The 26938-nt window shown below is 65.6% G+C and carries 23 protein-coding genes and 1 tRNA gene; 13 read left to right on the forward strand and 11 right to left on the reverse strand.

Features of this window, described 5'->3' with window-relative positions; all coding sequences use genetic code 11:
- Positions 1-81: 81 nt before the first annotated feature.
- Positions 82-1056 (forward strand): GlxA family transcriptional regulator, encoded by a 975-nt coding sequence (locus LGM42_RS24585; protein WP_226233476.1) that lies wholly within the window; start codon positions 82-84, stop codon positions 1054-1056.
- 176 nt (positions 1057-1232) lie between these two features.
- Positions 1233-2207, forward strand: a complete 975-nt coding sequence (locus LGM42_RS24590; RefSeq protein ID WP_124658644.1) for a LysR family transcriptional regulator — start codon at positions 1233-1235, stop codon at positions 2205-2207.
- A gap of 173 nt (positions 2208-2380) precedes the next feature.
- On the opposite strand, the gene LGM42_RS24595 is transcribed toward LGM42_RS24590, so the two are convergent.
- Positions 2381-2977: a hypothetical protein gene (locus LGM42_RS24595; protein WP_226233477.1), complete on the reverse strand. Its 597-nt coding sequence runs from the start codon at positions 2975-2977 to the stop codon at positions 2381-2383.
- The gene (locus tag LGM42_RS24600; RefSeq protein WP_226233478.1) at positions 2974-3558 is read right to left on the reverse strand and encodes a hypothetical protein; all 585 of its coding nucleotides are present in this window, start codon (positions 3556-3558) and stop codon (positions 2974-2976) included. The genes LGM42_RS24595 and LGM42_RS24600 overlap by 4 nt, the downstream gene beginning before the upstream one ends.
- 192 nt (positions 3559-3750) lie before the next feature.
- On the opposite strand from LGM42_RS24600, the gene LGM42_RS33090 reads away from it, so the two are divergent.
- Positions 3751-3885: a hypothetical protein gene (locus tag LGM42_RS33090; RefSeq protein WP_264168375.1), complete on the forward strand. Its 135-nt coding sequence runs from the start codon at positions 3751-3753 to the stop codon at positions 3883-3885.
- Between the two features lie 331 nt (positions 3886-4216).
- Here LGM42_RS33090 and LGM42_RS24605 read toward each other — a convergent pair.
- The 4 genes from LGM42_RS24605 to LGM42_RS24620 all read right to left on the reverse strand — a co-directional run bounded on the left by LGM42_RS24605 (position 4217) and on the right by LGM42_RS24620 (position 8631).
- Positions 4217-4293, reverse strand: a tRNA-Met gene (locus LGM42_RS24605).
- 158 nt (positions 4294-4451) lie between these two features.
- On the reverse strand, positions 4452-6110 hold the full coding sequence (locus tag LGM42_RS24610; protein WP_059643034.1) for an MFS transporter: 1659 nt from the start codon (positions 6108-6110) through the stop codon (positions 4452-4454).
- A 227-nt stretch (positions 6111-6337) separates the two neighbouring features.
- Positions 6338-7885, reverse strand: a complete 1548-nt coding sequence (locus LGM42_RS24615) for a sensor histidine kinase (RefSeq protein ID WP_059578611.1) — start codon at positions 7883-7885, stop codon at positions 6338-6340.
- A 17-nt stretch (positions 7886-7902) separates the two neighbouring features.
- Positions 7903-8631: a response regulator transcription factor gene (locus LGM42_RS24620; RefSeq protein ID WP_059578609.1), complete on the reverse strand. Its 729-nt coding sequence runs from the start codon at positions 8629-8631 to the stop codon at positions 7903-7905.
- A gap of 190 nt (positions 8632-8821) precedes the next feature.
- Between LGM42_RS24620 and recA the strand changes: the two genes are divergently transcribed.
- The 9 genes from recA (at position 8822) to LGM42_RS24665 (ending at position 18035) form a co-directional block, all read left to right on the forward strand.
- A complete protein-coding gene (gene recA, locus LGM42_RS24625; RefSeq protein ID WP_059578606.1) occupies positions 8822-9892 on the forward strand; it encodes a recombinase RecA in 1071 nt (356 codons plus the stop codon).
- Positions 9892-10803, forward strand: coding sequence for a recombination regulator RecX (gene recX, locus LGM42_RS24630; RefSeq protein ID WP_226233480.1), 912 nt, complete (start codon positions 9892-9894; stop codon positions 10801-10803). Before recA ends, recX begins: the two co-directional genes overlap by 1 nt.
- A 146-nt stretch (positions 10804-10949) precedes the next feature.
- Positions 10950-11558 (forward strand): DUF2889 domain-containing protein, encoded by a 609-nt coding sequence (locus tag LGM42_RS24635; protein ID WP_050014576.1) that lies wholly within the window; start codon positions 10950-10952, stop codon positions 11556-11558.
- 68 nt (positions 11559-11626) lie between these two features.
- A complete protein-coding gene (gene sucC, locus LGM42_RS24640; protein WP_006477915.1) occupies positions 11627-12793 on the forward strand; it encodes an ADP-forming succinate--CoA ligase subunit beta in 1167 nt (388 codons plus the stop codon).
- A 69-nt stretch (positions 12794-12862) separates the two neighbouring features.
- On the forward strand, positions 12863-13744 hold the full coding sequence (sucD, locus tag LGM42_RS24645; protein WP_006477916.1) for a succinate--CoA ligase subunit alpha: 882 nt from the start codon (positions 12863-12865) through the stop codon (positions 13742-13744).
- A 157-nt stretch (positions 13745-13901) separates the two neighbouring features.
- Positions 13902-14606, forward strand: coding sequence for a TerC family protein (locus LGM42_RS24650; protein ID WP_226233481.1), 705 nt, complete (start codon positions 13902-13904; stop codon positions 14604-14606).
- Between the two features lie 95 nt (positions 14607-14701).
- Entirely contained in the window at positions 14702-15298 is a 597-nt protein-coding gene (locus LGM42_RS24655; protein ID WP_060315093.1) for a pilin, read from the forward strand.
- A gap of 155 nt (positions 15299-15453) precedes the next feature.
- On the forward strand, positions 15454-17232 hold the full coding sequence (locus LGM42_RS24660; RefSeq protein WP_059578593.1) for a PglL family O-oligosaccharyltransferase: 1779 nt from the start codon (positions 15454-15456) through the stop codon (positions 17230-17232).
- Between the two features lie 452 nt (positions 17233-17684).
- On the forward strand, positions 17685-18035 hold the full coding sequence (locus LGM42_RS24665; protein ID WP_226225279.1) for a TonB family protein: 351 nt from the start codon (positions 17685-17687) through the stop codon (positions 18033-18035).
- A gap of 29 nt (positions 18036-18064) precedes the next feature.
- Here the strand turns inward: LGM42_RS24665 and LGM42_RS24670 are convergent, their stop codons facing one another.
- The 5 genes from LGM42_RS24670 to moaC form a co-directional block, all read right to left on the reverse strand.
- The gene (locus tag LGM42_RS24670) at positions 18065-19213 is read right to left on the reverse strand and encodes a WD40/YVTN/BNR-like repeat-containing protein (protein WP_226233502.1); all 1149 of its coding nucleotides are present in this window, start codon (positions 19211-19213) and stop codon (positions 18065-18067) included.
- A gap of 303 nt (positions 19214-19516) precedes the next feature.
- Positions 19517-20752 (reverse strand): WD40/YVTN/BNR-like repeat-containing protein, encoded by a 1236-nt coding sequence (locus tag LGM42_RS24675; RefSeq protein ID WP_226233482.1) that lies wholly within the window; start codon positions 20750-20752, stop codon positions 19517-19519.
- A 1-nt stretch (position 20753) separates the two neighbouring features.
- A complete protein-coding gene (locus tag LGM42_RS24680) occupies positions 20754-21659 on the reverse strand; it encodes a hypothetical protein (RefSeq protein ID WP_059643057.1) in 906 nt (301 codons plus the stop codon).
- Positions 21652-24339: a type VI secretion system Vgr family protein gene (locus LGM42_RS24685; protein WP_226233483.1), complete on the reverse strand. Its 2688-nt coding sequence runs from the start codon at positions 24337-24339 to the stop codon at positions 21652-21654. Before LGM42_RS24685 ends, LGM42_RS24680 begins: the two co-directional genes overlap by 8 nt.
- A 120-nt stretch (positions 24340-24459) precedes the next feature.
- Positions 24460-24948 carry a cyclic pyranopterin monophosphate synthase MoaC gene (gene moaC, locus LGM42_RS24690; protein WP_060315105.1) on the reverse strand — a complete coding sequence of 163 codons (489 nt, stop codon included), beginning with the start codon at positions 24946-24948 and terminating at the stop codon, positions 24460-24462.
- Between the two features lie 271 nt (positions 24949-25219).
- On the opposite strand from moaC, the gene LGM42_RS24695 reads away from it, so the two are divergent.
- Complete coding sequence (locus LGM42_RS24695) at positions 25220-26914, forward strand: M48 family metalloprotease (protein ID WP_226233484.1); 1695 nt, start codon at positions 25220-25222, stop codon at positions 26912-26914.
- Positions 26915-26938: the final 24 nt, after the last annotated feature.

Here is a 26938-nt window from a genome sequence, read left to right on the forward strand (position 1 = left end):
CGGCACGGGATGGACAGATCGATTCTAGGCGCGTAGTGTTTGGCGAAATTGCCATATCACCCACGTTTTCAGCCAATCGCCATGCCTGCCGCCGCCCCGCGTTCGATCCTGGTCTTCGCGTTTCCCCGTGCGCAGTTGCTCGATGTGACGGGGCCGCTGCAGGTGTTCGCGTCCGTCAACGAGCTCGCGCTGGAGCGCGGGCAGCCGGCGCCGTATGCGCCGCGCGTCGTGGCCGTCGAAGCCGGGCCTGTCGAGACGTCGTCGGGCCTCGTCGTGATGGCCGAGTCGCTGCGCGCGGCCGCGCGCCACCCTGACACGCTGATCGTCGCCGGCGGCAAGGGCGTGCACGCGGCGTCGAAGGATGCGCGAGTGGTGCGCTGGGTGCGGCAGCAGGCCGGGCGCGCGCGGCGCGTGGCGTCGGTGTGCACCGGCGCGTTCCTGCTCGCCGAGGCCGGCCTGCTCGACGGGCGGCGCGCGGTCACGCACTGGGCGCGCTGCGAGGAATTCGCGGCGCGCTACCCGAACGTGCGCGTCGAGCCGGACCCGATCTTCATCCGCGAAGGCGCGCTGTGGACGTCCGCCGGCGTGACGGCCGGCATCGATCTCGCGCTCGCGCTGGTCGAGGACGATCTCGGGCGGGCGACCGCGCTCGACGTCGCGCGCGAGCTCGTCGTGTTCCTGAAGCGTCCGGGCGGGCAGGCGCAGTTCAGCACGATGCTGTCGATGCAGCGCACCGCCGACCGGTTCGGCGAGTTGCACGCGTGGATGGCCGAGCACCTGACGGCCGACCTGTCGGTGCCCGCGCTGGCCGAGCGCATGAGCATGAGCGAGCGCAGCTTCGTGCGTCACTATCGCGCGGAAACCGGCCGCACGCCCGCGCGCGCGGTCGAGCAGATCCGTGTCGAGGCCGCGCAACGCCTGCTCGGCGAAACGGCGTGGCCCGTCAAGCGGATCGCCGGGCGGTGCGGCTTCGGTTCCGAGGAGACGCTGCGGCGCAGTTTCGTGCGCGTGTTCGGCGTGTCGCCGCAGGGATATCGCGAGCGGTTCGTGCGGTAACGGTCCACCGATCATCGGGGCCGGAGCGGGTGGCGCCCGGAACTGAACGGAAACCGGTCGGTTTCCAGTCCGAAGTTTCGAAACTATTCAGGATCGGAGAACAATAGGCGGGGGCTTGTGCCGCGCCCGCCGCGCGCTCTATTCTGTTCCGTTGGCGATTCGAAAGGGGGAGCAGCATGGACCGGATCCAGGCAATGGAAGTTTTTACCCGCGTGGTCGACGCGAACAGCTTCACGCGGGCGGCCGACACGCTCTCGATGCCGCGTGCGTCGGTGACGACCATCATCCAGAATCTCGAGGCGCTGCTCGGCGTGCGCCTGATGCACCGGACCACGCGCCGGCTGTCGCTGACGCCGGAGGGCGCCGCGTACTACGAGCATTGCATGAAGATCATCGCGGAGATCGCCGAGGCCGACGCGAGTTTCCAGGCGGGCAACCGCAAGCCGAGTGGCATGCTGCGCGTCCACATGCCCAGTTCGCTCGGGCGGCGTATCGTGCTGCCGTCGCTGTCGACCTTCCGGCAGCGCTATCCGGACATCACGCTCGAGCTGGGGCTGTCGGACCGCTACGTCGATCCGGTCGAGGAAGGCATCGACTGCATGATCCGGGTCGGGCCGCTCGAGGATTCGTCGATGGTCGCGCGGCGCATCGGGATGCTCAAGCGCGTGACGTGCGCGTCGCCCGATTACCTCGCGCGTCACGGCGAGCCGAACGAGATTGCCGATCTCGTCGAACATCAGGCGGTGAATTTTCGCGCGAGCCACGGCGCGCGGACGATTCCGTGGGTGTTCATGATCGACGGCAAGCCGTTCGAGGTGCGGATGAACGGCAGCGTCACGGTCAACGATTCGGATGCGTACGTCACGTGCGGGCTCGAAGGCTTCGGGATGATCCAGCCTACGTTGTTCATGGTGCTGCCGCACTTGCTCGACGGTTCGCTGGTCGAGGTGCTGCCGGACTGCAATCCGAAGCCGAAGCCGATCTCGATCGTCTATCCGCACAACCGGCATCTGTCGCAGAAGGTGCGCGTGTTCGCCGACTGGATCGCGGAGGTGTTCGAGGCGACGCCGGCGCTGGAGGGCGGGGAGAACTGGCGGGGGAAGGTGGGGGTGGAGGCGGCGGATGCGCGGCGCGGGGCGGTGGTGGCGTAGTCGCGGCGCGCGGCCTGAAGGACAGGCAGCGCGCGGCACGGCGTGCGCTGGATGAAGCAATGAAAAAAGCCGCTGTTTCGAAAGAAACAGCGGCTTTTCGCATTTGGTGGCGAATCAGGGATGTGCACGGCTATTGTCCAGACCGATTTGCGTCGCTCCTGTCAATCGACGAGTCAGGAAGTCCCGCAGATGCGCGGCGGCGTTACCTCCACAGGAGTTCGCACGATCTTTCCATCATCGACCTGAAGTCGGGCAATAGTCACGGACATCGGTATCTTGACGTCGTCCGTGACGACAACCTCGTAGTCCGCTCCCGTTACCGGAGTGAAGCTAAGGAATCGCCAAGCCTTGTAGTACCGATAGCGATCCCCAATGCTCCAATGTGCTGAGAAAACGAGGGGGATGCCGGCCTTGACGACGACTTCAGCGTATGTGAGTTGCGACACATCCTCCAGGTCGTTCGGCATACCAAGCCTTGGCTGACTAAAGAGCCAAGTTGTTGCATTCAGGGAGCGCGCCTGATAGGTGATGGAGGCGAGCGACCGAATGGCCGGGTCTGCCTCAGCATAGCAAGCGGCACTTCCGTGTTCGAGGATATTCAACCAACCGTTACCGACGAACCGGAATCGTACCTTTGCGGTCGTGTCGTTTGGTCCAAGCTTGATATCGGTCGTGAGTAGAGGCGAGACGCAAGCAGAGAGGAGCCAAGCAGAAATCACACACAAGGCGATTGCTCGGGCGCTTGCGAATATATGTACTGACTTGTTCATGGGAAAGTAATTGAGATTTTGCCTTCGTAGGCGTTCGGTATGGCGTACATCGAGCCGTTTTGTGAATAGGCAATCAGCCGCTCGCTATTTGCCGACGATGCGGCGTAGACGATCATGTACTTCGCGTTTGCCGGAATCTGCGCTCTTGCGAAAAAGTAAGGGGTGGCGAGAGGCCTGGAGCGGCGCTTCAGTGGTTCGAGACGATCTGTTTCCGTGATGTGCAGGTTGTCGTCGAGGAACATCAGGCGCGGTTTGAATATGGTCACATGGGGAAGCAGCATTGCTCCCCAAGCCGCGATATACGTTCTTACTTCCACCACTTCGGGATGCGTTGCCGGAACTTTGTAGGCTACGAAGGTAGATCGCCCTTCAGGAAAGTCGAAAGTGGGACTTTGTCCGACCTGGATTGACACGCTGTCGGCCCCGTCGGGCCCAAGGTCGTCGAAGTGAAAGCTCTGGAAAGTGGAGCAGCATTGGGCCGGCGCTGGCGGCTCGAAGGAAATGGGCGGCCGCGATGCGCAACCAGATGTCGCCGCAATAAAAACGCTCGCGAGGAGGGCTACCGGTTTCATTTTTGACATGGCGTCTTGCAGGCAACGTTACTTGCTGCGCAGACCGCCAGGGACCATCGGCGGCAAAGACCGTGGCCAGAGTTGGACCGATTGGCTATCGACGCAGTATGTCGTGATAACGGCAAGTGGCCGACGTTCTTGAGGTTGTGTATTACGAAAACGAATCGTGCGGCGAAGATCGCTTTCTTTGCGGGGAGGCATATGTTCAACGATATCGCTGAACTGGCAGAGGGCGAGAAATGCCGGATGACGGCTTATGTAGACGACGTGACCATTTCCGGGCCTGCCGCCACGAAGAAGAAGCTGGGCGAGGTTCGCAAGGTGGTAAGCAGGTAGGATTACAAGAGCAAGCAGAAGGAAGACCTATGCCGCAACCTCGGTGAAGGTTGTCACGAGTGCAGTTGTGGTTGGCCGCGAGCTGCGACCTCCAAGCGAGCGGCATCGAAAAATACGGCAAACGAAGCAGGAGCTGTTGCGCTGCAGGCGCGATGAGAAGGCGTCACTGATGCGGGCGTCGGGGGGGGGGGCGGCTTCGGGCGGGCAGTCAGATTTTGGGCAACCGTGGCGGGAGTCGCGTGATTAGGATTGGCGATGCCGGAATTGTTGCCGCGCGATGTCTGCGGAGCAAAGAAAAAGGGCCCAGCTTGCGCTGAGCCCTTTCTGCATATGGTGGCGAATCAGGGATTCGAACCCCGGACCTGCGGATTATGATTCCGTCGCTCTAACCGACTGAGCTAATTCGCCGAAGACTTGAATTATGTCGATCGGCCGGCTGGCTGTCAATACCTTTTTCCATCTTTCCCGAAAAAAGTTGCCGCCGTCCCGTGCCGGCCTCCATCACGGCAGGGAGCCGGCCACCGGAAGAAGCACCTCCGCCGGCCGTCCCCGCTTCACGCACGGCATCAATCCTGCGCGTAGATGTCCGAGTCCTTCGTCTCCTTGACGAACAGCAGGCCGATCACGAACGTGGCCAGCGCGATCACGATCGGATACCAGAGCCCCGAGTAGATGTTGCCCTTCGCCGCGACGATCGCGAACGCGGTCGCCGGCAGGAAGCCGCCGAACCAGCCGTTGCCGATGTGATAGGGCAGCGACATCGACGTGTAGCGGATCCGCGTCGGGAACATCTCGACCAGCATCGCGGCGATCGGGCCGTAGACCATCGTCACGAAGATCACGAGGATCGTCAGGATCACGATCGTCATCGGCCAGTTGAGCTGCGCCGGGTCGGCCTTCGCCGGGTAGCCGGCCCCCTTCAGCGTCGACGCGAGCGTCTTGTCGAACGCCGCGCCCTGCGCCTTCGCGTCGGCCGCCTTGCCGTCGTAGGTCTGGATCACCGTGTCGCCGACCTTGATCTGGGCCAGCGCACCGGCCGGCGCCGCGACGTTCTCGTAGTTCAGGCCGGCCTTGGCGAGCGCGCTCTTCGCGATGTCGCACGAACTGGTGAACTTCGACGTGCCCACCGGATTGAACTGGAACGAGCAGGTGGCCGGATCGGCGACGACCGTGATCGGCGCCTTCTGCGTCGCGAGTTCGAGCTGCGGGTTCGCGTAGTGCGTGAGCGCCTTGAACAGCGGGAAGTAGGTCAGCGCGGCGATCAGGCAGCCCGCGAGGATGATCGGCTTGCGGCCGATCTTGTCCGACAGCGAACCGAAGAACAGGAAGAACGGCGTGCCGATCAGCAGCGCGATCGCGATCAGGATGTTCGCGCTGGCGCCGTCGACCTTCAGCGTCTGCGTGAGGAAGAACAGCGCGTAGAACTGGCCCGTGTACCACACGACGGCCTGGCCGGCCGTCAGGCCGATGAGCGCGAGGATCACGATCTTCAGGTTCTTCCACTGGCCGAACGCCTCGGTCAGCGGCGCCTTCGACGTCTTGCCTTCCGCCTTGATGCGCAGGAACACCGGCGATTCGTTCAACTGCAACCGGATCCACACCGACACCCCGAGCAGCAGGATCGACGCGACGAACGGCACGCGCCAGCCCCAGTTGCCGAACGCTTCCTCGCCGACGAACGTGCGTACGCCGAGGATCACGAGCAGCGACAGGAACAGGCCGAGCGTGGCCGTCGTCTGGATCCACGCGGTGTAGAAGCCGCGCCGGTTGGCCGGCGCATGCTCGGCGACGTAGGTCGCCGCGCCGCCGTACTCGCCGCCGAGCGCGAGGCCCTGCAACAGCCGCATCGCGATGAAGATCACGGGGGCGGCGATGCCGATCGACGCGTAGCCGGGCAGGAAGCCGACCACGAACGTCGACACGCCCATGATCACGATCGTCACGAGGAACGTGTGCTTGCGGCCGACGAGGTCGCCGAGCCGGCCGAACACGATCGCGCCGAACGGCCGCACCGCGAAGCCGGCCGCGAAGCCGAGCAGCGTGAAGATGAACGCGGCGGTCGGATTGACGCCGGAGAAGAAGCTCTTGCTGATGTAGGCCGCGAGCGAGCCGGCCAGGTAAAAGTCGTACCACTCGAACACGGTGCCGAGCGACGACGCGAAGATCACCTTCTTCTCTTCGCCCGTCATCGGCGAGTGCGAAATTTGCCCGCCTAACGTTGCCATGAATCGTCTCCAAGTCCCTTGATATAGATGTGCGGCCGCCTTGGGAGGGGCGGGCCTGTGGACGATTATTGGCACGGAAACTTACGGCGCACTGACTCGCGCGTACAAAACGACTGCGCGTTAACCCGTGTCGAATCGGCCGCTTCACGTGTCGATCGTGACGCGAACGTCCGGTAAAACGCCGGTTTCGGCATATTTGCACCCAGCCGCGGCGGCGCGCGTCAGGGTTAATCCGGGGTGGTGTCGGTCAGCGGCAGGCTGATGCGCACGAGCGTGCCGGCGAGGCGCGGCGTGTGCTGGTAGACGTGATCGTCGAGCGTCAGCGTGCCGCCGTGCTGCGTGGCGATCTCGCGCACGATCGCGAGCCCGAGGCCGCTGCCGTCGCCTTCGCGGCCGAGGATCCGGTAGAAGCGCTCGACGACGCGTTCGCGTTCGCCGGCCGGGATGCCGGGGCCCGTATCCTCGACTTCGAGATGCACGAGCCGCCTCGTGCGCTCCGCGCGCACGCGCACGGTGATGCGGCCGCCTTCGGGCGTGTAGCGGATCGCGTTGTCGACGAGGTTGCCGAGCATCTCGCGCAGCATCACCGGATTGCCGTCGACGTCGAGCGGCGCGTCGTCGTCCGGGCCTTCGTAACCGAGATCCATGCGTTTCGCGAGCGCGGCCTGCACCCAGTCGCGCACGGTGCGCCGCGCGAGCGCGCCGATCTCGACCGGCTCGAACGTGAGCCCGCTCGCGCGGTTCTCGGCGCGCGCGAGCGCGAGCAGTTGCGTGACGAGCCGCGCGGCTTGCTCGGAGCTCGTCGCGATCTGCTCGAGCGAGCGCTGCACGTCGGGCGGCACCGGATGGCGCAGCGCGAATTCGGCCTGCGTGCGCAGGCCCGCGAGCGGCGTCTTCATCTGGTGCGCGGCGTCGGCGATGAAGCGTTTCTGCAGCGCCATGTTCTGTTCGAGCCGCGCGAGCAGGTCGTTGAACGACGTGACGAGCGGCTCGATCTCGGGCGGCGCGCGCTGCGCCTCGACGGGCGACAGGTCGTCGGGCCGGCGCGCGCGGATGTGCGCCTGCAGCGCGTTGAGCGGCGCGAGCCCGCGCGACAGCCCGAACCAGACGAGCAGGATCGCGAGCGGCAGGATCACGAATTGCGGCAGGATCACGCCCTTGATGATGTCGTTCGCGAGCGCGTTGCGCTTGTCGAGCGTCTCGCCGACCTGCACGAGCACGGGCTGCGCGCCGCTCGCCTGCGGCAGCGCGACGGTCGTGTACGCGACGCGCACGTCGTTGCCGCGCAGCAGGTCGTCGCGGAACACGACGACGCCCGGCGGCGGGCGATCCTCGTCGCGCGGCAGCGGCATGTCGGCTTCGCCCGCGACCAGCTCGCCGCGCGTGCCGAGCACCTGGAAGTAGACACTGTCGATGTTGTCCGCGCGCAGGAAGTCGCGCGTCTGCTCCGGCAGCGTCAGTTCGGCGACGCCGTTGACCGGATGGATCTGCCGCGCGAGCACGTACGCGTTGGTCTCCAGCGCGCGGTCGAACGGGCTGTTCGCGATCGTCTTCGCGACGAGATAGGTGACGGCGATGCTCATCGGCCACAGCAGCAGCAGCGGTGCGAGCATCCAGTCGAGGATTTCGCCGAACAGCGAGCGCGGGCGCGGCGTTTCGGCCGATTCGGTTTCGTCGGGCGGCGCGAACGGGTTCTCGTAGCGCGCGTCGCGCGCCTCGTCGGCGGCCGACGACGGCGCGCCGGTCGGGTGACGGGAATGGGCCGGCGTGGCCATCGCGGCGCCGCCCGGCGTCAGCGCAGCGGCGTGCCGGCCGCCGCGGGCTGGGGCGCCGCCGGGTCGGCCGGCGTCGCGGGCGCGACCTTCTCGAGGCAATAGCCGAGGCCGCGCACGGTCGAGATCCGCACGCCGCTCGGTTCGATCTTCTTGCGCAGCCGGTGCACGTAGACTTCGATCGCGTTGTTGCTGACTTCCTCGCCCCATTCGCACAGGTGATCGACGAGCTGTTCCTTCGACACGAGGCGGCCGATCCGCTGCAGCAGCACCTCGAGCAGGCCGAGTTCGCGCGCCGAGAGATCGAGCACGTGATCGTTCGCATACGCGATGCGGCCGACCTGGTCGAACGCGAGCGAGCCGTGGCGCACGACGGTCGGCCCGCCGCCCGCGCCGCGCCGGGTCAGCGCGCGCACGCGCGCCTCGAGCTCGTTGAGCGCGAACGGCTTGGCCATGTAGTCGTCGGCGCCGAGGTCGAGCCCCTTCACGCGCTCGTCGACGCTGTCGGCGGCGGTCAGGATCAGCACGGGGAGATTGGAATTGCGGGCGCGCAGGCGCTTGAGCACGTCGAGCCCGGACATTTTCGGCAGCCCGAGATCGAGGATCAGCAGGTCGAAAGTCTGCATCGACAGCGCGGTGTCGGCGTCGACGCCGCTCTTCACGTGATCGACGGCATAGCCCGATTGGCGGAGTGACCGGGTGAGGCCGTCCGCGAGTATGCTGTCGTCTTCGGCGATGAGAATTCGCATGTTGCTGACCGATGGCCGGCGAGGCGTTCGCGCCGGCGCGGCTGTCTCCGAAGTTATCCGTGTACAACGCAGCCTGCATTGCGGGCTTGCATAAAACACTGTTTTTTTATACAGTGTCTGCATTCGTGGGCGGCGCTTGAAAGCGGGCGCGCCTTTAACAGACGCTGCTCATCATAGCAAAGGACGATTCATGGAAGATAGCAAGAAGGGCTCCGGGATGACCGCCGAGAAGAGCAAGGCGCTGGCGGCCGCACTCGCGCAGATCGAGAAGCAGTTCGGCAAAGGCTCGATCATGCGCATGGGCGACGGCGAAGCGGCCGAGGATATCCAGGTCGTCTCCACGGGCTCGCTGGGTCTCGATATCGCACTGGGCGTCGGCGGCCTGCCGCGCGGCCGGGTGGTCGAGATCTACGGTCCGGAATCGTCCGGTAAAACCACGCTCACGCTGCAGGTCATCGCCGAGCTGCAGAAGCTGGGCGGCACCGCGGCGTTCATCGACGCCGAGCACGCGCTCGACGTCCAATATGCCGCGAAGCTCGGCGTGAACGTGCCGGAGCTGCTGATCTCGCAGCCGGACACCGGCGAGCAGGCGCTCGAAATCACCGACGCGCTGGTGCGCTCGGGCTCGATCGACATGATCGTCATCGACTCGGTGGCGGCGCTCGTGCCGAAGGCCGAAATCGAAGGCGAGATGGGCGATTCGCTGCCGGGTCTGCAGGCCCGCCTGATGTCGCAGGCGCTGCGCAAGCTGACCGGCACGATCAAGCGCACGAACTGCCTCGTGATCTTCATCAACCAGATCCGGATGAAGATCGGCGTGATGTTCGGCAACCCGGAAACCACGACGGGCGGCAACGCGCTGAAGTTCTACTCGTCGGTGCGTCTCGATATCCGCCGGATCGGCTCGATCAAGAAGAACGACGAGGTGATCGGCAACGAAACCCGCGTGAAGGTCGTCAAGAACAAGGTATCGCCGCCGTTCCGCGAAGCGATCTTCGACATCCTGTACGGCGAAGGCATTTCGCGCCAGGGCGAGATCATCGATCTCGGCGTGCAGGCGAAGATCGTCGACAAGGCGGGCGCCTGGTACAGCTACAACGGCGAGAAGATCGGCCAGGGCAAGGACAACGCGCGTGAATTCCTGCGCGAAAATCCGGAAATCGCGCGCGAGATCGAGAACCGCATCCGCGAATCGCTCGGTGTCGTGGCGATGCCCGATGGCGTAGTCAACGAAGCCGAGGCGATGGACGAAGAAGAGTGATGGTTGCGCGCCGAGGTCAGGCTGGCGAGCCGGCGGAGCACGACGCGCCCGAAACGGCGGGTCGCTCCGGGCGGCGAGTCGGATCCTCGGGCGCCGACCGGCGGGGCGCAGGCGGCAACGCCGCGAACCGCACCGCGACGAGGGCATCCGACGATGCCCTCGTTTCGTTTGAGATTGCTGCACCGGACGACCCGTTCGACGACGATGAGTCGTTCGACGCGCACGACCGCTCCCGCCGTCGCGTGTCCGGTGTCCGCTTCCCGGGCGATCGCGCCCCGGGCGAACGCGTCCCGGACGATCGCGTCCCGGACGATCGCGCAGCCGATGCGCCCGCGACGGAAGATGTCTATACGCGCAGCAGCCAGCATCCGCGCCGCATACGCCGCGCAGCCGGCGCATCTTCCCGCGGTGCTGCTTCAAGCGACGCGTCGGCCGTAGGCGAGCGCAAGCCGTCGAAACCGCCGCGGTCGTTGAAGGGCCGTGCGCTCGGCTATCTGTCAAGGCGCGAATACAGCCGCGCGGAGCTCGCGCGCAAGCTCGCCCCCTACGTCGGCGAAGACGAATCCGTCGAACCGGTGCTCGATGCGCTGGAACAGGAAGGCTGGCTGTCCGACGCGCGCTTCGCCGAGAGTCTCGTGCATCGCCGCGCGTCGCGCGTCGGCGTCGCGCGCATCGTCAGCGAACTGAAGCGCCACGCGGTCGGCGACAGCCTCGTCGAAGCGGTGAATGCCCAATTGCGCGAGACCGAGTTGACGCGCGCGCAGGCCGTGTGGCGCAAGAAATTCGGTGCGCTGCCGCAAACGCCCGCCGAGCGCGCGAAGCAGGCGCGCTTCCTTGCCGCGCGCGGCTTCTCGAGCGCGACCATCGTGAAGTTGCTGAAGGTCGGCGACGATTTCCCGCTCGACGACTGAGCCGCCCGGTCGCGCGCGGGGCGCGCGATTTTGCTGCATCGCAACCGCTTCCGGACAGGCGGGAATACCCGCCGTCGAGGCCGGATGTCTCAAATACCCAATATGCTAAAATCCACGGGTTTTCCTCTTCGGCCTCAACCTCCAGCATGCCGCTATCCGAGCCCGTGCCCCGTCAGTTGCGACATCGACGCGCAATCCGAGCGGAAGCCTACGAGCGCGGCGACGGCTTGTGGGACATCGAAGCCTGCCTGACCGACCACAAGCCGCGCGATGTCGCGCTTGCGTCGGGCATCCGGCCCCAGGGCCTGCCGATCCACGAACTCTGGCTGCGCGTGACCATCGATCGTGACCTCAATGTCGTCGACGCCGAAGCGTCTTCGGAATGGGTTCCCTATCCCGGTCACTGTCAATCCGCTTCCCCCGCCTATCGGGCCCTCATCGGGCTCAACCTCTTCCGCAATTTCCGCCGCAACGCGAACCGGCTGCTCGCCGGCGTCGCCGGCTGTTCCCATCTCACCGAACTGTGCGCCGTGCTGCCGACGGCCGCGATCCAGGCGTTCGCCGGTGATGTGTGGAACGTGCGCGAGGAGGGCGGCGAAGGGCCGGATCATGACGGCGTGCACGCCGAACCGCCTTTCCAGCTTGGCCGCTGCCGGGCGCTGCGATTCGACGGCGAGGTCGTACGGCAGTACTACCCGCGCTGGTACGGCCCGATTCGGCCGGATCTGCCCGGTGAAGGCAGCACGAAGGAATGAACGGAAATCATTCGAAGAAGCGTCTTAAGCGACTTTTCATCCAACTCTCAGACTGAAGGGAATCACGCATGAAGATTCACGAGTACCAGGGTAAGGAAATCCTGCGGAAATTCGGAGTCGCGGTACCGCGCGGCAAGCCGGCGTTCTCGGTTGACGAGGCCGTCAAGGTGGCGGAAGAGCTCGGCGGCCCGGTATGGGTCGTGAAGGCTCAGATTCACGCGGGTGGCCGTGGCAAGGGCGGCGGCGTGAAGGTGGCGAAGTCGATCGAACAGGTGCGCGAATACGCGAACCAGATCCTCGGCATGCAGCTCGTCACGCACCAGACGGGCCCGGAAGGCCAGAAGGTCAACCGTCTGATGATCGAGGAAGGCGCCGACATCAAGCAGGAACTGTATGTCAGCCTCGTCGTCGACCGCATCTCGCAGAAGATCGTGCTGATGGGTTCGAGCGAAGGCGGCATGGACATCGAGGAAGTCGCCGAAAAGCACCCGGAACTGATCCACAAGGTCATCGTCGAGCCGTCGACGGGCCTGCTGGACGCGCAGGCCGACGACCTCGCCGCGAAGATCGGCGTGCCGGCCGCGTCGATTCCGCAAGCGCGCGCGATCCTGCAAGGCCTGTACAAGGCATTCTGGGAAACCGACGCATCGCTGGCTGAAATCAACCCGCTGAACGTCTCCGGCGACGGCAAGGTCACCGCACTCGACGCGAAGTTCAACTTCGACTCGAACGCGCTGTTCCGTCACCCGGAAATCGTCGCGTACCGCGATCTGGACGAAGAAGATCCGGCTGAAATCGAAGCGTCGAAGTTCGACCTCGCGTACATCTCGCTCGACGGCAACATCGGCTGCCTCGTGAACGGCGCGGGCCTCGCGATGGCGACGATGGACACCATCAAGCTGTTCGGCGGCGAGCCGGCGAACTTCCTGGACGTCGGCGGTGGCGCGACGACCGAGAAGGTCACGGAAGCGTTCAAGCTGATGCTGAAGAACCCGGACCTGAAGGCGATCCTCGTGAACATCTTCGGCGGCATCATGCGCTGCGACGTGATCGCGGAAGGCGTGATCGCCGGTTCGAAGGCCGTGAACCTGAACGTGCCGCTCGTCGTGCGCATGAAGGGCACGAACGAGGACCTCGGCAAGAAGATGCTGGCCGATTCGGGCCTGCCGATCATCTCGGCGGACAGCATGGAAGAAGCCGCGCAGAAGGTCGTCGCGGCTGCCGCAGGCAAGTAAGCACGCGCTAATGAACACGTAGGGCGGCGCGGCTTGCTCGCGACGCCCATCGAACAGAGGTCAAAATACATGTCGATTCTGATCAACAAGGACACGAAGGTCATCACGCAGGGCATTACCGGCAAAACCGGTCAGTTCCATACGCGCGCCTGCCGTGAATATGCAAACGGCCGCGAAGCATTCGTCGCGGGCGTGAACCCGAAGAAGGCCGGCGAAGATTTCGAAGGCATTCCGATCTACGCGAGCGTCAAGGAAGCGAAGGCGGAAACCGGCGCGACCGTGTCGGTCATCTATGTGCCGCCGGCAGGCGCTGCCGCTGCGATCTGGGAAGCGGTCGAAGCTGATCTGGATCTCGCGATCTGCATCACGGAAGGCATTCCCGTGCGCGACATGATCGAAGTGAAGGACCGCATGCGTCGCGAAGGCCGCAAGACGCTGCTGCTCGGGCCGAACTGCCCGGGCACGATCACGCCGGACGAGCTGAAGATCGGCATCATGCCGGGTCACATCCACCGCAAGGGCCGCATCGGCGTCGTGTCGCGTTCGGGCACGCTGACGTACGAAGCGGTTGCGCAGCTGACGGCTCTGGGCCTCGGCCAGTCGTCGGCGGTCGGTATCGGCGGCGACCCGATCAACGGCCTGAAGCACATCGACGTGATGAAGATGTTCAACGACGATCCGGATACGGATGCGGTCGTGATGATCGGCGAAATCGGCGGTCCGGACGAAGCCAACGCCGCCGAGTGGATCAAGGACAACATGAAGAAGCCGGTCGTCGGCTTCATCGCGGGCGTCACGGCGCCTCCGGGCAAGCGCATGGGCCACGCCGGCGCGCTGATCTCGGGCGGTGCGGATACGGCCGAAGCGAAGCTGGAAATCATGGAAGCGTGCGGCATCACCGTCACGCGCAACCCGTCGGAAATGGGCCGTCTGCTGAAGAAGGCGCTGTAATTGTTTCCGTTGGGCTCGTCCTGCAGAAAACGCCGGCTTTGCCGGCGTTTTTTGTTATGCTCCCGCAATGAATTCGTAAGCACCGGGCATGCGTGCTGCATGTGCCGACGATGAACCGGGTCGCCCGCGAGGCGGCCGTTGTCCTTTCCTCACCGCCATGCTCGAATTCCTGACCTCGCTGCACTGGGGCGCCATTCTCCAGATCGTCATCATCGATATCCTGCTCGGCGGCGACAACGCGGTCGTGATCGCGCTTGCGTGCCGCAACCTGCCGGCGAACCAGCGGCTGCGCGGCGTCGTCTGGGGCACCGCGGGGGCGATCCTGCTGCGTGTCGCGCTGATCACGTTCGCGGTCGCGCTGCTCGACGTGCCGTTTCTGAAGCTCGGCGGCGGGCTGCTGCTGCTGTGGATCGGCATCAAGCTGATGGCGCCAGCCGGTGACGCGCACGACGACATCAAACCGGCCGACCGGCTGTGGGACGCCGTGAAGACGATCGTGATCGCCGATGCGGTGATGAGCCTCGACAACGTGATCGCGATCGCCGGCGCGGCCGAGCAGGCCGATCCGTCGCACCGGATCGCGCTCGTGATCTTCGGGCTCGTCGTCAGCGTGCCGATCATCGTGTGGGGCAGCACGCTGGTGCTGAAGCTGCTCGACCGTTTCCCGGTCGTCGTGGCGTTCGGCGCCGGGCTGCTCGGGTGGATCGCGGGCGGGCTGATCGTGAACGACCCGGTCGGCGACCGCTGGCCGGTGCTCGATACGCCACCGGTGGTCTATGGCGCGAGCATCGCCGGCGCCCTGTTCGTCGTGGCGATCGGTTACGCGCTCAGGAAGCGTCGCGGCGTGACGCACGCGCCCTGACTGGCCATCCGGCCGACTGTCGGCTTCGCGGCCCGCTGGCTACGATCGAGACGCCTGCCTGTATCGGCAGGCGTTTTTCGTTTCCGGAGCCTGTCATGTTCGAAGCTTTTTCCGTTTCCCTGTTTCGTCGCATTGCCGCCGACCTGCGGCGCGCGAACCGGCCGTCGCCGCGCTGGCGGCCGGCCGGCTTCACGCTGATCGAACTGATGATCGTGCTGGCGATCGTCGGCGTCGTCGCCGCCTATGCAATTCCCGCGTACCAGGATTACCTCGCGCGGTCGCGCGTCGGCGAGGGCCTTGCACTCGCGTCGTCGGCGCGGCTCGCGGTCGCCGACAACGCGGCGAGCGGCGCGAGCCTCGATGGCGGCTACAGCCCGCCTGCCGCGACCCGCAACGTCGAATCGGTTGCGATCGACGGCGCCACCGGCCAGATCACGGTCGCGTTTACCCCCCGCGTCGCCGCGGCTGGCGCGAATACGCTGGTGCTCGTACCGTCCGCGCCAGACAAGGCCGATGCGCCCACCGCGCGCGTACCGCTCAAAAAGGGGGCGATACAGGCGGGCGCGATCGCGTGGGAATGTTTCGCCGCCGGCAAGGAGGCATCGTCGCTGCCCGCGCCGGGAGCGGGGCCGTTGCCGGGTAACGCCGCGACGCTGCCCGCGAAATATGCGCCCGCGGAGTGCCGTGCGTAGCGCCGCCGCCGGTATGGAAGGGCGGTGGCCCGTGCGCAAAGCCGGCCGCCGCGTGTCCGATGCGGCGGCGGCCGCGCCGCGGTTCATCGCGCGTGCGCCGCACAGAGCGGGGAAAGTTTTGTATAGTGCGCCGGTTGCTGACACCCGGTTCGCTCATGCCTTCTACTTTTTCCCGTTCGTTGTCGCTCGTTGCGCTGGCTGTCGCCCTGATCGTGCCGTATGCGATCACGAATCACACGTATCCGATCCCGACCTTCTATTCCGAGTTTTCCGCGCTCGTGCTGTATCTGTTGCTGGGCGTATCGGTCGTGCTGCTCGCGCGCACGGGCCGGCCGGTCAAGCCGTTCGCCGCGCCGGCTGCGTTCGTCGTGCCGATTGGCTTCGCGGTGGTGCTGATCGCGCAATTGGCGCTGATCCCGCTCAAGGTGCCGTCGATGAACTGGCTGGCGCTCGGTTATCTGGCCGCGGCGCTCGTCGCGATGCAGGCCGGCTACGCGCTCGCGCGCGACGGGATCGCGGAAACCGTGTCGCGGATGATGGCCGGTGCGCTGCTCGTCGGCGGCGTGTTCGCGGTCGGCACGCAGATCGTGCAGTTGTTCCACCTCGAGTCGGCTGTCTCGCCGTTCGTCGTGGTGTACAACATCGCGGTCGACCGCCGTCCGTACGGCAACATGGCGCAGGCGAACCATCTGGCCAGCTATATCGCGTTCGCGATGGCCGGCGCGCTGTATCTGGTGCAGACGCGCCGGCTCGCGGTGTGGGCATGGCTCGCGCTGTCGATCGTGCTGTCGGTCGGTCTCGCGCTGACGGTGTCGCGCGGGCCGTGGCTGCAGGTCGCGGTGATGGTCGTCGCGGGGTTCTGGATGGCGTGGGTCGAATCGCGCCGCACGCAGGGCAATGCGCGTGCGTGGCTGATCCCGGTCGTGCTCGCCGTTGCATTCATCGCGGTGAACGTCGCGGTGCGCTGGGCCAACGTGCACTACCACCTGAATCTCGCGGAGTCGGCCGCCGACCGGATGCGCGACGCCGGGCAGATCGCGCCGCGCCTCGCACTGTGGAAGTACGGGCTCGCGATGTTCCGCGAGCATCCGCTGCTCGGGGTCGGCTGGGGCGAATTCCCGTCGCACCAGTTTGCGCTCGCGCGCACGCTCGGCGGCGTCGAGATCGCGAACAACTCGCACGACATCTTCATCGATCTGCTCGCGAAGTCCGGTCTGGTCGGCCTCGGCGTGCTCGCCGTCACGCTCGTCGCGTGGTTCGTGCGCGCGGTGCGGGCGCCCCAGTCGAGCATGCGCGTGTTCGGTTTCGCGCTGATCGGCATCCTGCTGATGCACGCGCTGGTCGAGTATCCGCAGCAATACATGTTCTTCCTGCTGCCGGCGATGTTCGTGATCGGGCTGCTCGACGTGAAGCCGCTGCGCATCCTGCCGGGGCGCGCGGCATTCGGGCTGTTCGCGGTGCTGTCGTTCGGTGGCGTGCTGGCGGCGGTGCCGGTGCTGCGTGACTACCAGCGCGCGGAAGTGCTCTATTACGGCAGCAGCCCGGCCGCGCAGTATCGCGATGCGCCGTCGCGGCTGTTCGGCGCGTGGGGCGATTACGGTGCGGCGACGCTGCTCACCATTTCGTCGGAGAACCTGCCGCTCAAGCTCGCCGCGCACGAGCGCGCGATCGCGCTGCTGCCGGGCGAGACGGTGCTGCGCCGCTACGCGGTGCTGCAGGCGCTGGCCGGCCGCGAAGCCGACGCGCTCGATACCGTCGCGCGCCTGCATGTGTTTGCAAAGGAATTGAAGGACTGGCCGCAACAGCTGGCCGCGTTGTACAAGCTGTGCGATGACGAGCCGACGCTGAAGACGTTCCGGGCCGCACTGGCAGCAAAGTACGGGGAAGCGCCGGCCGACGCGGGCGACGACTCGGACGACGACGATTCGGATTGACCGGCTGCGCGTGCCGGCACGGGGAATACCGGCGTCTATCGGTTGCGATGAAGGCGGATCGACGTCGGGCCCCGCGGCCCGGTGCACGCGCAACGCGCCACGCCGGTCGGGTATCGATTACATCGCGGATCGCGTGGAGTCCGCTCGAATGGGCGGCGATTCGCGTCAACCATTGTCAAATCGCCGCCGTTGACCGGGTGGCGCGTGCACAATGCGCGAAAGCGCTCGCATGAAAGCGGCGCGGGGCTAACCGGTGCGAGCGTAGAAAACGCCCGCGGCTATCCGGGACATTCCACGAACAGGATCGCGGTCGAGCGTCGCTCGGCCGTGCGGCCGTAACGGGGCGCCGGTCCGATGGCCGCGGCGCGGTGCAACACACGCGGCGCGGCCGGGGAAGGCTTCCGTCGTGCGGCGCGCGTGCCCAGACCAGTACTCAAGAACGATATTCGACCATGGCTATCCGCTCGACCTACCTGATCCTGCCCGCCGTCGCGATGCTGTTTTCCGGCTGCGCGATGCTGACGTCGTCGCAGGAAAGCAAGCTGACCTGCCACATTCCGCGCGCGGTCTATCCGGATACCGCGAAGCCGCTCACGCGCCAGGCGACCGTGCTGGTGCGCGCATTGATGACGGCGTCCGGCGAAGCGCAGAACGTGACCGTGACGACGAGCAGCCGCAATGCTGCGGCCGATCGCGCGGCCGTCGAGGCGATGACGCACGCGAGTTGCACGCAGACGGGCGCGACCGCGAATCCGTTCCTGCTCACGCAACCGTTCGTGTTCGAGCCGTCACGTGGCCAGTAAGGCGGGGCACCGTGCCAGACGGCGCGCGCTCAGAAGGTTCGCTTCTTGAGCGTATAGCCGTGCAGCCGGTACAGCGTGTTGGTCTGCGCGTCGAAGTAGGCGCCATGTGCGGTCTTGTCGATCGTTTTATTCGAAGACTTGCCGGCGTCGGTGCTGCTGAACGTCAGGTCGATCGGGGCGCCGCCGCCGGTACCGCCGCTTCCGGAGTTCGGATCGGTTGCGTAAACGAGCAGGAGGCCGTCGCGACCGACGCTCATACCGTCGAGCGTGAGCTTCTCGTCGAACGTGCGCAGTTGCTGCACGGCCTCGGGATGGTCGGTCGTCCACGTGGAAATGGCGCCCGTCCGGCGGCCATTGTCGTGAGCCTCTCCATTTTGCGACTTGTCGAGACGCGACAGTATGTACACCGAATAACGTGATCCCGATTCCGGTGTGGTCGGCGTGGTGTCGAGCGCAGTGATGACCTGGCCTGGCAGCACGGTATCCGTCACGAATGCGTGCCGCCCCCAGTCGAGCCGGGCGACCACGCTGTGAGCCGGTGCGTCGGCAGTCCGTGCGACAGCGTAGGCGATCCGCAGAACCCCGTCCGGGCCGAGGCTGATTTCATTGAAATCCTGGCGCGTTTCGCTTTCGACGTGTGCATCGGCCGGCACGTCGACCGCTTGCCACGTGTTTCCGCCGTCCGAAGTCCGCCATATGCGGGGGCCCCAGCCGGCCGCGTAGCCGCGCTGCGGATCGAGAAAGAGCAGGCGGCCGATGTTCTGGCTGGCGGGCCATCGAAGTTGCGACCAGGTCTGGCCGCCATCGGTCGATTTCCACAGCTTGGTGGTTTGTGGCGCGTCGCCGCCTTGCGCCTCGGGAGCCTTGTAGTTCATCCATGACGTGCTGATGAACTGAACGATCCAGTCTGGCGAGTACCACCAGGCGGTGTTCTGGCCGACCTGTTGGAATTGACGCTTCATCCCGCCGTCGATTGTGCCGCGGAAGAAGCTGATCGTCATGCGGTTCAGCAACTCGCCGGTGTCGTTCATCCATGCTTCGGTCGGCTCGGGCCGTTGCGGCTCGTTCGATTCGGGCTGAGGCTTGAACGTTACTACGGGATTGGCGAGCTTGACGCTCATCACGTCATTGCCCTTGATGCGGAAACTGTTGCCGCCGTATGGCGTGTCGTCCCGCATGAAGTGCGTCGAAATCGTCTCCCGATCCGTCGTGGGGCGGATATAACTGAATGTCACCACGGCCAGGACGGCGAGGCTCACGACGAACCCTATCCGGCGAGTGTGTGTTTGCATCTCATTGGATAGGCGGTTACCCCGAGACACGACCGACTCGGCAGGACCGGTATCTGACGGCTCGGGCAGGCGTCGCGTCGCGATCGTGCGGCCGGGCCCCGCATTGCTCGGTCATTTCGGATCGGCCGCAGGCCGCGGAGCCGACGCCCGAATCGCGACGGGAGCCCCGCGGTCATCGCATCGGAACGGTCAGAACTGCCGCTTCTTCAGCGTATAGGCGACCAGTGAATACAGCGTGTTCGTTTGGGCATCGAAATATCCGCCCTGAGTCAGCTTCTCCCTGCTCGAGTTCCAGGTCTTTCCCGCGTCGCTGCTGACGAACGTGAGATCGAGCGGTGTGCCGTTGCGGCTGGAGTCGGTTGCGTAGACGAGCAGCAATCCGTCCCGGCCGACGCTCAGGCTATCGAGCGTCAGTCTGTCGTCAAACGTATGCAACTGCTGAACCTGCTCGGGTGCACTGTTCGTCCAGGTAGAAATGGCGCCGACGCGTTGTCCTTTGTCGGCGGGATCGCCGGAATTGCGCGGTTCACCGAGGCGCGACAACGCGTAAAGCGCATAGCGATTCGACGCGGTTGGAGACGAGGACAGGTTGACGACCACCTGTTCGGGCAAAACGGCATCCAGCGCGAACTCGGATTGTTCCCAGCCGAGCCGATAGACAACGCTTCCGGCGGCAGCTTGCTCGGTTTTCCCGACGTGGTATGCCACGCGCAAGGTACCGTCCGGACCAAGGTCGATGCCGTCAAAGGTGCGGCGGGGTTTGCCGGATTCCGCGGCACCCGGTGGCAGTGCGATTTCCCGCCACGACTGACCACCGTCGGACGTGCGCCACACGTGCGGGCCCCAACCGATCGCATAACCGCGCTGCGGATCAAGAAACAGCAGGCGGCCGATGTTCCGGTCTTCGGGCCACGCGAGCTGCACCCAGTCGCGTCCGCCGTTGGACGACTTCCAGAGCTTGGTCACTTGCGGCGTCAGTCCATCGGCGGGCTGAGGCGACTTGTAGTCCATCCAGCCGGTGCTGATGAATTCGACCGTCCAGTCCTTGGCGTGCCACCAGGCGGCGGTCTGGCCCGCCTGCTTGAAATGGCGCGTCATGTCGCCGTTCACCGGGCCGCGCCAGAATTCGACCGACGTCCGGTTCAGCGTTTCGCGACTGTCGTTCATCCAGGCTTCGGCCGGCTCCGCTTTTTCCTTGTCCCTCCATTCCGCGTAAGGCTTGAACGTGATTTCAGGATCGCTGATCTTCAGCGTGATCGCCTCGTTTCCCGATATCACGAAGTCGCCGCCGCCGTATGGCTTGCTGTTCTTCATGAAAGTGTTGGAAACGACCTGCCAGTCATTCGACATATATGAGAACCCGACAATCAAGACAATGAGCACGACTGCCGCAACCAGCGACAGCTTCACGGATTTTTTCGTCATTTCATTTCGGCATCAGTTTTTCGATTGCCTGTGCAACAGGGTCGATGACATGTTCGTTGACGGCATCACCGGCCTTTTTTGCATATTCCACGGTATTGTCGACGTATTGCTTGCCCACGCCGACACCACTGTCGAATGCCTGGGAGAACGTCCTCACATCGCCCCATTCCTGGGCGTTAGGTTGCTTGAGGATATAGTACATGTCGACAGGCCCGAGCCCGGCCAGACCGCCGTCGAGATAGGCGAGAGGGTGGGTCTTGAACGCGTATGTCTTGAAGGTGTCGTCGTCCAGTTCGAGCGAGTACTGCGGCACGTTCATCGAGCAGCTTCCGCTGTTCGGCTTCTTGCCCCGGATCGAAATGGTGTCGCCGCGCATGTTCTGCTGCAAACCTTGTTCCAGGTAATGCTGCAGGAACCAGCGTGCGCTCGCAAGCCACGCCTTGCCCTTGTCGCTCAATTGCGGAAGCAGGTATTTACCGTAATTCGAGCAGTAGTAATAACCGTAACTCACGTAATATCCCGGCGGCTTATGCCCGCACCCGATATGACGCATCATGAAATTGCCGTGGCGGGACCAGTCGGAATCGGTGCTTTCGGCTTGTATCAGGTTCTCCCGCCGATGCAGCAGGTCGCGGGCAACTTTCGTGTCTTTCCACGGATCCCATGACGTCGCGAATTTCTTGACGGTCGCCCAAATACTCGACGTGCTGACCTTTTCGACCGTTTCCCAGTATTCGCCATGCAGTGGCCGGTAGTAGTACGGACAGGTTCCAATAATGGAATCCGCCGCCGGCGTCACATGCTTGTCGCAGATGTTGATCTGCACCTTCGGCCGATCCTGGTATCCCGTCGGGGTGAGCATCGCCGCACCTGTCCCGAGCACCTTGTCGTGTTGTCCGTCAGCCATTCGATTTCCCCAGAAACTTGACGACGACGTCGTGCGGCACGTGGCTCTGCGTGAGCCCCGTCTCGCCTGCCGCGTTGGTGACGCCCTCCGAGATCAGCTTGCCGTTCGAGAACATGTGGTACCGCGTGTTCGCGACCGGAATGTCGGTGCCGGCCCAGTGCGCGATGAACGCCTGGTCGTAGTTGCCGCTGGAGTTCGGCAGCGTCGGCATCGTTTGCGACAGGTGGGTGGGGCCGCTGAACGCATGCTGCGCGCCCTTGATGTCGATCTTGCCGGGCGCGTGCACCTCGATGTTGCCGTCCGCGATGCGGATATAAGCGCCGCCGGACGTCAGCAGGATTTCTTTCGCCGCGGCGCCCTCGACCGATTGCGTGACGGCGATCAGCTTCAGCGCCTTCTGTGCGGTCAGCTCGATGTTGTCCGCCTGCGCCTGCACTTCGACCTTGCCCTTGCCGGCGAACAGCTTCATCCCAGCGTTCTGCGCGAACAGGCTGATCCGATCGAGGACACTGGCGATCAGCGATTTGCCGGCGGCGACGTGCGTGCTTTGCCCGCTGACGAGGTTGATGTGCTGGTCCGCGGCAAATTGCGCGGATTGCTGCGTGGACAGCCCGATGCCGGCCGGGCTGCCGAACAGCATCACGGGCTCCTTGAACGCATTGGCCGAGCCGGTTCCGCCACCTGCGGTCCTGCCGCCGGCGCTGCTGCCGCCCACGCTGTGCTGCGTCGCATCGCCGAACTGCTTCAGCGCCGTGTGGCCGGCGTCGAGCGATTCGCCCTGATGCTGCGCGCTGACCTGCGACATGGCGTCGATCAGCCCTTGCGCGCGCACGAGCTGCTCCCGCGTCTCGTCGACGTCGAGCGGCTGGCTTGCCGCCTGCTTCGGATGCGTCGTCACATACAGCCCGCGGTTCGCGCGCACCGCGCCGTATGCGTCGGAACGCAGGTCGAAGCCGCTGCCGAGATAGCTGCCGCGGTTGTTGCCCGTGTGGTCGATCAGGTAGCCGAGGTGCAAGTGCGTGTTGGCCTGGCTGCTGTACAGGTGCACGCGGTTCTGTGCGGTCGCGTCGTCGAGCACCAGCTGGTTGTAGCCGGCGCCCGCATATTCCTTTGACCGGTATCCGGACAGGAGCCCGTTGCTGTGCCATTGCGGACGCGTCGCGCCGTTGTACACCTTGCCGACGACGATCGGGCGATCGCAGTCGCCGCCGAGGAAATCGACCAGCACTTCCTCGCCGGCGCGGTGCGGGTGAACGGCGCCGTAGCCATTGCCCGAATCGGACGCCGTGGCGCGCAGCCAGCACGACGCCTTTTCGTCGCCGTCGTTCAAGCGGTCCCAGTGGAATCGGACCTTGACCCGGTTGAGCTCGTCCGTGTGAACCTCTTCGCCCTGCGGGGCGACGACGATCGCCGATTGCAGGTGCATCGGCGGCTTCGCATGCTCGAACGGGCTGCGGAACGGCACCGTCGTGCGCTGCGCTTCGATGCGGATCTGAAAGAAGCCCTCGCTGCCGTCGGGATGCCGCACGCGCGACAGGTCGTTATCGGTTTCCCGCATGAGGCGGCCGATTTCGGCCTGCAGGCTGTGCGGGAAAACGGCCGACTCGTCGGCCACGGGCAGATTGTTGACGATGACCCACGTCGTCTCGATCACGGCGAATTCGCGTTGACCGGCATCGTCCTTGTCGTGTTCGGGATGATCGGCGAACTCGAACGTGCGTCCCGCGTCCATGCGCCGCACGCCGCCGACACCGTGAAAGCGCTTGGCGTGCGATTCCTGTTCTTCCATCCAGATCTTCGACAGATGGTCGCCGCGCGACTGCTCGGGATACGTGTACGCACCCGTGTATTCGTAGACTTCGAGTTGCCCCGGCAGGTCGCCCTGGTTCGCGATCGTCGGCGTGTGAGTGGCCTTCGGATTCGACGCGGTGGGCGGCTGCTTGTAGTCGAACGTGCGCGTGGTGCGCGCGACGCTTCGCAGCGTGCGCGTACCGGCGAACTGGACGAGCGTGTCGGCTTCGTCGCCCGCGCCCGCGTGATGAAAGCGCACGGTTCGCGGCGACAGCGCGGGCAATGCATCGAGGCGATCGACGATGACGAGCCGGTGCGACTTGCCGTCGTCGTCCTGTTCCCAGAAACCGTACAGGCCTTCCGATTCCATCAGGCGATGGACGAAATTCCAGTCGTCCTCGTATTGCATGCAGAACGAGCGCGACGGCAGCGGCTGGTAGAGCTTGAACGTGAAGCGGCCCTTGGCCTGCGGGTGCTGGTTCAACACGTCGGCGATGATGTCGTCTGCCGACCGGTCCTGCCAGATCCGCTGATCGCGGCGGAATTTCAGGAAGTGCAGGAACGACGCAAAAACGACCTGATAGTGCGTGAGGCCGCTGTCCGATCCGAGCCGGCGGACCGCATGCGCGTAGCCGTGGTGTGGCGCGTACGATTGGTCGGCCTGCTGGATCCACAGCGTCACCGGCTGCGCGATCAGTTTCTTGAGTTCGACGTCGTCGGATACCGACACGGTATCGACGGTGAACTCGAAATGGCGTCCGAGCCGCGACCGGCCCGTGACCCGCTGCGGCAACAGGACGTCAGGGCCGAGCGGGGTATCCAGCTTGACGAGGCGCTGGTGCTGGACCGGTCCGGCCAGCAACGCGCTTCTTGACGCTTGCGAATTCATCACCAGGGCTCGCTTTGTTGTGCTGTTTTGCTGGTTCGCACGCTCTCTCGTGCGGAATCCGGTAATTGTATGAGATAAACGGCTTTATCTCGAATTTGCGGGCCGGCCGCGCCCGGCCGTTCAGCCCGCCGCGTCTTCCGCCTTCCAATCCCCCGACTTCCCGCCGCGTTTCTCCCGCACGCTCACGTCGGTGATCACCATTCCGCGATCGACGGCCTTGCACATGTCGTAGACGGTCAGCAGCCCGACCTGGACGGCCGTCAGCGCTTCCATCTCGACGCCGGTCCGGCCGAACGTCTCGACCTGCACGACGCAATGCACGCCGGGCAGCGCTTCGTCGAGTTCGAAGTCGACAGCCACGCGCGTGAGCGCGAGCGGGTGGCACAGCGGGATGAGGTCGGCCGTGCGTTTGGCACCCTGGATCGCCGCGATGCGCGCGACGCCGAGCACGTCGCCTTTCTTGGCCTTGCCGTCGCGGATCAGCGCGAACGTGGCCGGCAGCATCCGGATCGTGCCCCGCGCGATCGCGATGCGCCGGGTTTCCTGCTTGTCGCCGACGTCGACCATGTGCGCATGGCCGGCGGCATCGAAATGGGTGAGTCCTGACATGTCTTCCTCTTGTGAGAACGGAGTGCGCGCGCACGTCCGTCGATCGCTGCTTCACGATCGGCCGGGTACCGGAACCCATGCCGACGCGGCGAACCGATCCAGCCTCGCGACGGGCGCCTATCATAGCAGCGGCGTCTGCGTCGCCGGGGGCGCAGATGATGCACGCGCGGCACGGGACAGTCGTCGCGGCGCCGGTACAATGACCCGAATATTCAGACCAAACGCCGCGATGCGCGCCGCTCGCGCGGGACGGCGTCGTTTTCATCCTGCCATGCGTGTCAAACAGTTGCTTGCCGTGTCGCTGTCGGCGGCGCTCGCGCTGCCGCCGGGCGGCCATGCTCAGAGCGCATCCGCGCCACCGCTCGAGCCGGCGGCCGGCGGCGGGACGTCGATTTCCACCGTGCCGTCCGGCATCGCGACCGGCGTGTTCGGTACATACGGCGGCGCGGAGAGCCGATTCTCGGGCGCGGCCGGTGCGTCGGCGCCCGTCGCGAGCTTGCGCGCGCCGCTGCGTGTACTGGAGCTGCCCGATCTCGGCGATGGCTCCGGCGGTTCGCTGACGCCGCGAGCCGAGCGCCGGCTCGGCGAGCGCGTGATGCGCGAAGTGCGGCGCGATCCCGACTATCTCGACGACTGGCTGGTGCGCGACTACCTGAACGCGATGGCGGCGCGGCTCGCGGCCGCGGCGGCCGCGCGCTACATCGGCGGCTACACGCCGGACTTCGACCTGTTCGCGGTACGCGATCCGCAGATCAACGCGTTCTCGATGCCGGGCGGCTTCATCGGGATCAACAGCGGGCTGGTGGTGACGACGCAGACGGAATCGGAGCTCGCATCGGTGGTCGGCCACGAGATGGGCCACGTGCTGCAGCGGCACATCGCCCGGATGATCGGCGCGAACGAGAAATCCGGCTACACGGCGCTGGCGACGATGCTGCTCGGCGTGCTGGCCGGCGTGCTCGCGCGCAGCGGCGATCTCGGCAGCGCGATCGCGATGGGCGGGCAGGCGTATGCGGTCGACAACCAGTTGCGCTTCTCGCGGTCGGCCGAGCGGGAGGCCGATCGCGTCGGCTTCCAGCTGCTCGCGGGGGCCGGCTACGATCCGTACGGGATGCCGGGCTTCTTCGAGCGGCTCGACCGCGCGTCGATGGGCGATGCGGGCGTGCCGGCCTATGCGCGCACGCACCCGCTGACCGGCGAGCGGATTGCCGACATGGAAGATCGCGCGCGCCGCGCGCCGTACCGGCAGCCGCGCCAGTCGGCCGAATACGGGTTCGTGCGTGCGCGTCTTCGCGTGCTGCAGAACCGGGCGCCGACCGACATCTCGGCCGAGGCGCGGCGGATGCAGCTCGAGATCGACGATCGCACCGCGCCGAACGTCGCGGCGAACTGGTACGGCATCGCGCTCGCGAACACGCTTCTCGGCCAGTACGACACGGCGGACAAGGCGCTCGCGTCGGCGCGCGGCGCGTTCGACGCGCGCGAGCGGCGCGACGACGATCCGGCGACGAGTTCGCCGAGCCTCGACGTGCTGGCCGCCGACATCGCCCGCCGCGCGGGCCGCACCGACGACGCGGTGCGGCTCTCGGCGCTCGCGCAGCGGCGCTGGCCGGCGTCGCACGCGGCGATCGTCGCGCACCTGCAGGCGCTGCTCGCCGCGCGCCGTTTCGCCGAAGCGCAGACGCTCGCCCAGGCGCAAGCGAAGGCCGACCCCGAACAGCCGGACTGGTGGGATTACCTCGCGAAGGCGAGCGACGGCAAGGGCGACGTGCTCGCGCGGCGCCGGGCGCTGGCGGAGAAACTGGCGCTCGACGGCGCGTGGCCGTCGGCGATCCGGCAACTGAAGGAAGCGCGCGATGCGAAGGACGTGTCGTTCTACGAGCAGTCGATCATCGGCGCGCGGCTGCTGGAATTCGAGGCGCGCTACAAGGAAGAGCGCGACGACGAGAAGAACGGCCGCGGGTAGCGGCCGCCACGGGGCGAACGCCGA

The sequence above is a fragment of the Burkholderia sp. AU39826 genome (genome assembly GCF_020419965.1).
GTDB classification, from domain to species: Bacteria; Pseudomonadota; Gammaproteobacteria; order Burkholderiales; family Burkholderiaceae; genus Burkholderia; species Burkholderia semiarida.

Excerpts from the sequence above, each read along its gene's own strand:
- LGM42_RS24585 (WP_226233476.1), top strand. The coding sequence starts at position 82 with ATGCCTGCCGCCGCCCCGCGTTCGATCCTGGTCTTCGCGTTTCCCCGT.
- LGM42_RS24590 (WP_124658644.1), top strand. The coding sequence starts at position 1,233 with ATGGACCGGATCCAGGCAATGGAAGTTTTTACCCGCGTGGTCGACGCG.
- LGM42_RS24595 (WP_226233477.1), bottom strand. The coding sequence starts at position 2,977 with ATGAACAAGTCAGTACATATATTCGCAAGCGCCCGAGCAATCGCCTTG.
- LGM42_RS24600 (WP_226233478.1), bottom strand. The coding sequence starts at position 3,558 with ATGTCAAAAATGAAACCGGTAGCCCTCCTCGCGAGCGTTTTTATTGCG.
- LGM42_RS33090 (WP_264168375.1), top strand. The coding sequence starts at position 3,751 with ATGTTCAACGATATCGCTGAACTGGCAGAGGGCGAGAAATGCCGGATG.
- LGM42_RS24610 (WP_059643034.1), bottom strand. The coding sequence starts at position 6,110 with ATGGCAACGTTAGGCGGGCAAATTTCGCACTCGCCGATGACGGGCGAA.
- LGM42_RS24615 (WP_059578611.1), bottom strand. The coding sequence starts at position 7,885 with ATGGCCACGCCGGCCCATTCCCGTCACCCGACCGGCGCGCCGTCGTCG.
- LGM42_RS24620 (WP_059578609.1), bottom strand. The coding sequence starts at position 8,631 with ATGCGAATTCTCATCGCCGAAGACGACAGCATACTCGCGGACGGCCTC.
- recA (WP_059578606.1), top strand. The coding sequence starts at position 8,822 with ATGGAAGATAGCAAGAAGGGCTCCGGGATGACCGCCGAGAAGAGCAAG.
- recX (WP_226233480.1), top strand. The coding sequence starts at position 9,892 with ATGGTTGCGCGCCGAGGTCAGGCTGGCGAGCCGGCGGAGCACGACGCG.
- LGM42_RS24635 (WP_050014576.1), top strand. The coding sequence starts at position 10,950 with ATGCCGCTATCCGAGCCCGTGCCCCGTCAGTTGCGACATCGACGCGCA.
- sucC (WP_006477915.1), top strand. The coding sequence starts at position 11,627 with ATGAAGATTCACGAGTACCAGGGTAAGGAAATCCTGCGGAAATTCGGA.
- sucD (WP_006477916.1), top strand. The coding sequence starts at position 12,863 with ATGTCGATTCTGATCAACAAGGACACGAAGGTCATCACGCAGGGCATT.
- LGM42_RS24650 (WP_226233481.1), top strand. The coding sequence starts at position 13,902 with ATGCTCGAATTCCTGACCTCGCTGCACTGGGGCGCCATTCTCCAGATC.
- LGM42_RS24655 (WP_060315093.1), top strand. The coding sequence starts at position 14,702 with ATGTTCGAAGCTTTTTCCGTTTCCCTGTTTCGTCGCATTGCCGCCGAC.
- LGM42_RS24660 (WP_059578593.1), top strand. The coding sequence starts at position 15,454 with ATGCCTTCTACTTTTTCCCGTTCGTTGTCGCTCGTTGCGCTGGCTGTC.
- LGM42_RS24665 (WP_226225279.1), top strand. The coding sequence starts at position 17,685 with ATGGCTATCCGCTCGACCTACCTGATCCTGCCCGCCGTCGCGATGCTG.
- LGM42_RS24670 (WP_226233502.1), bottom strand. The coding sequence starts at position 19,213 with ATGCGGGACGACACGCCATACGGCGGCAACAGTTTCCGCATCAAGGGC.
- LGM42_RS24675 (WP_226233482.1), bottom strand. The coding sequence starts at position 20,752 with ATGACGAAAAAATCCGTGAAGCTGTCGCTGGTTGCGGCAGTCGTGCTC.
- LGM42_RS24680 (WP_059643057.1), bottom strand. The coding sequence starts at position 21,659 with ATGGCTGACGGACAACACGACAAGGTGCTCGGGACAGGTGCGGCGATG.
- LGM42_RS24685 (WP_226233483.1), bottom strand. The coding sequence starts at position 24,339 with ATGAATTCGCAAGCGTCAAGAAGCGCGTTGCTGGCCGGACCGGTCCAG.
- moaC (WP_060315105.1), bottom strand. The coding sequence starts at position 24,948 with ATGTCAGGACTCACCCATTTCGATGCCGCCGGCCATGCGCACATGGTC.
- LGM42_RS24695 (WP_226233484.1), top strand. The coding sequence starts at position 25,220 with ATGCGTGTCAAACAGTTGCTTGCCGTGTCGCTGTCGGCGGCGCTCGCG.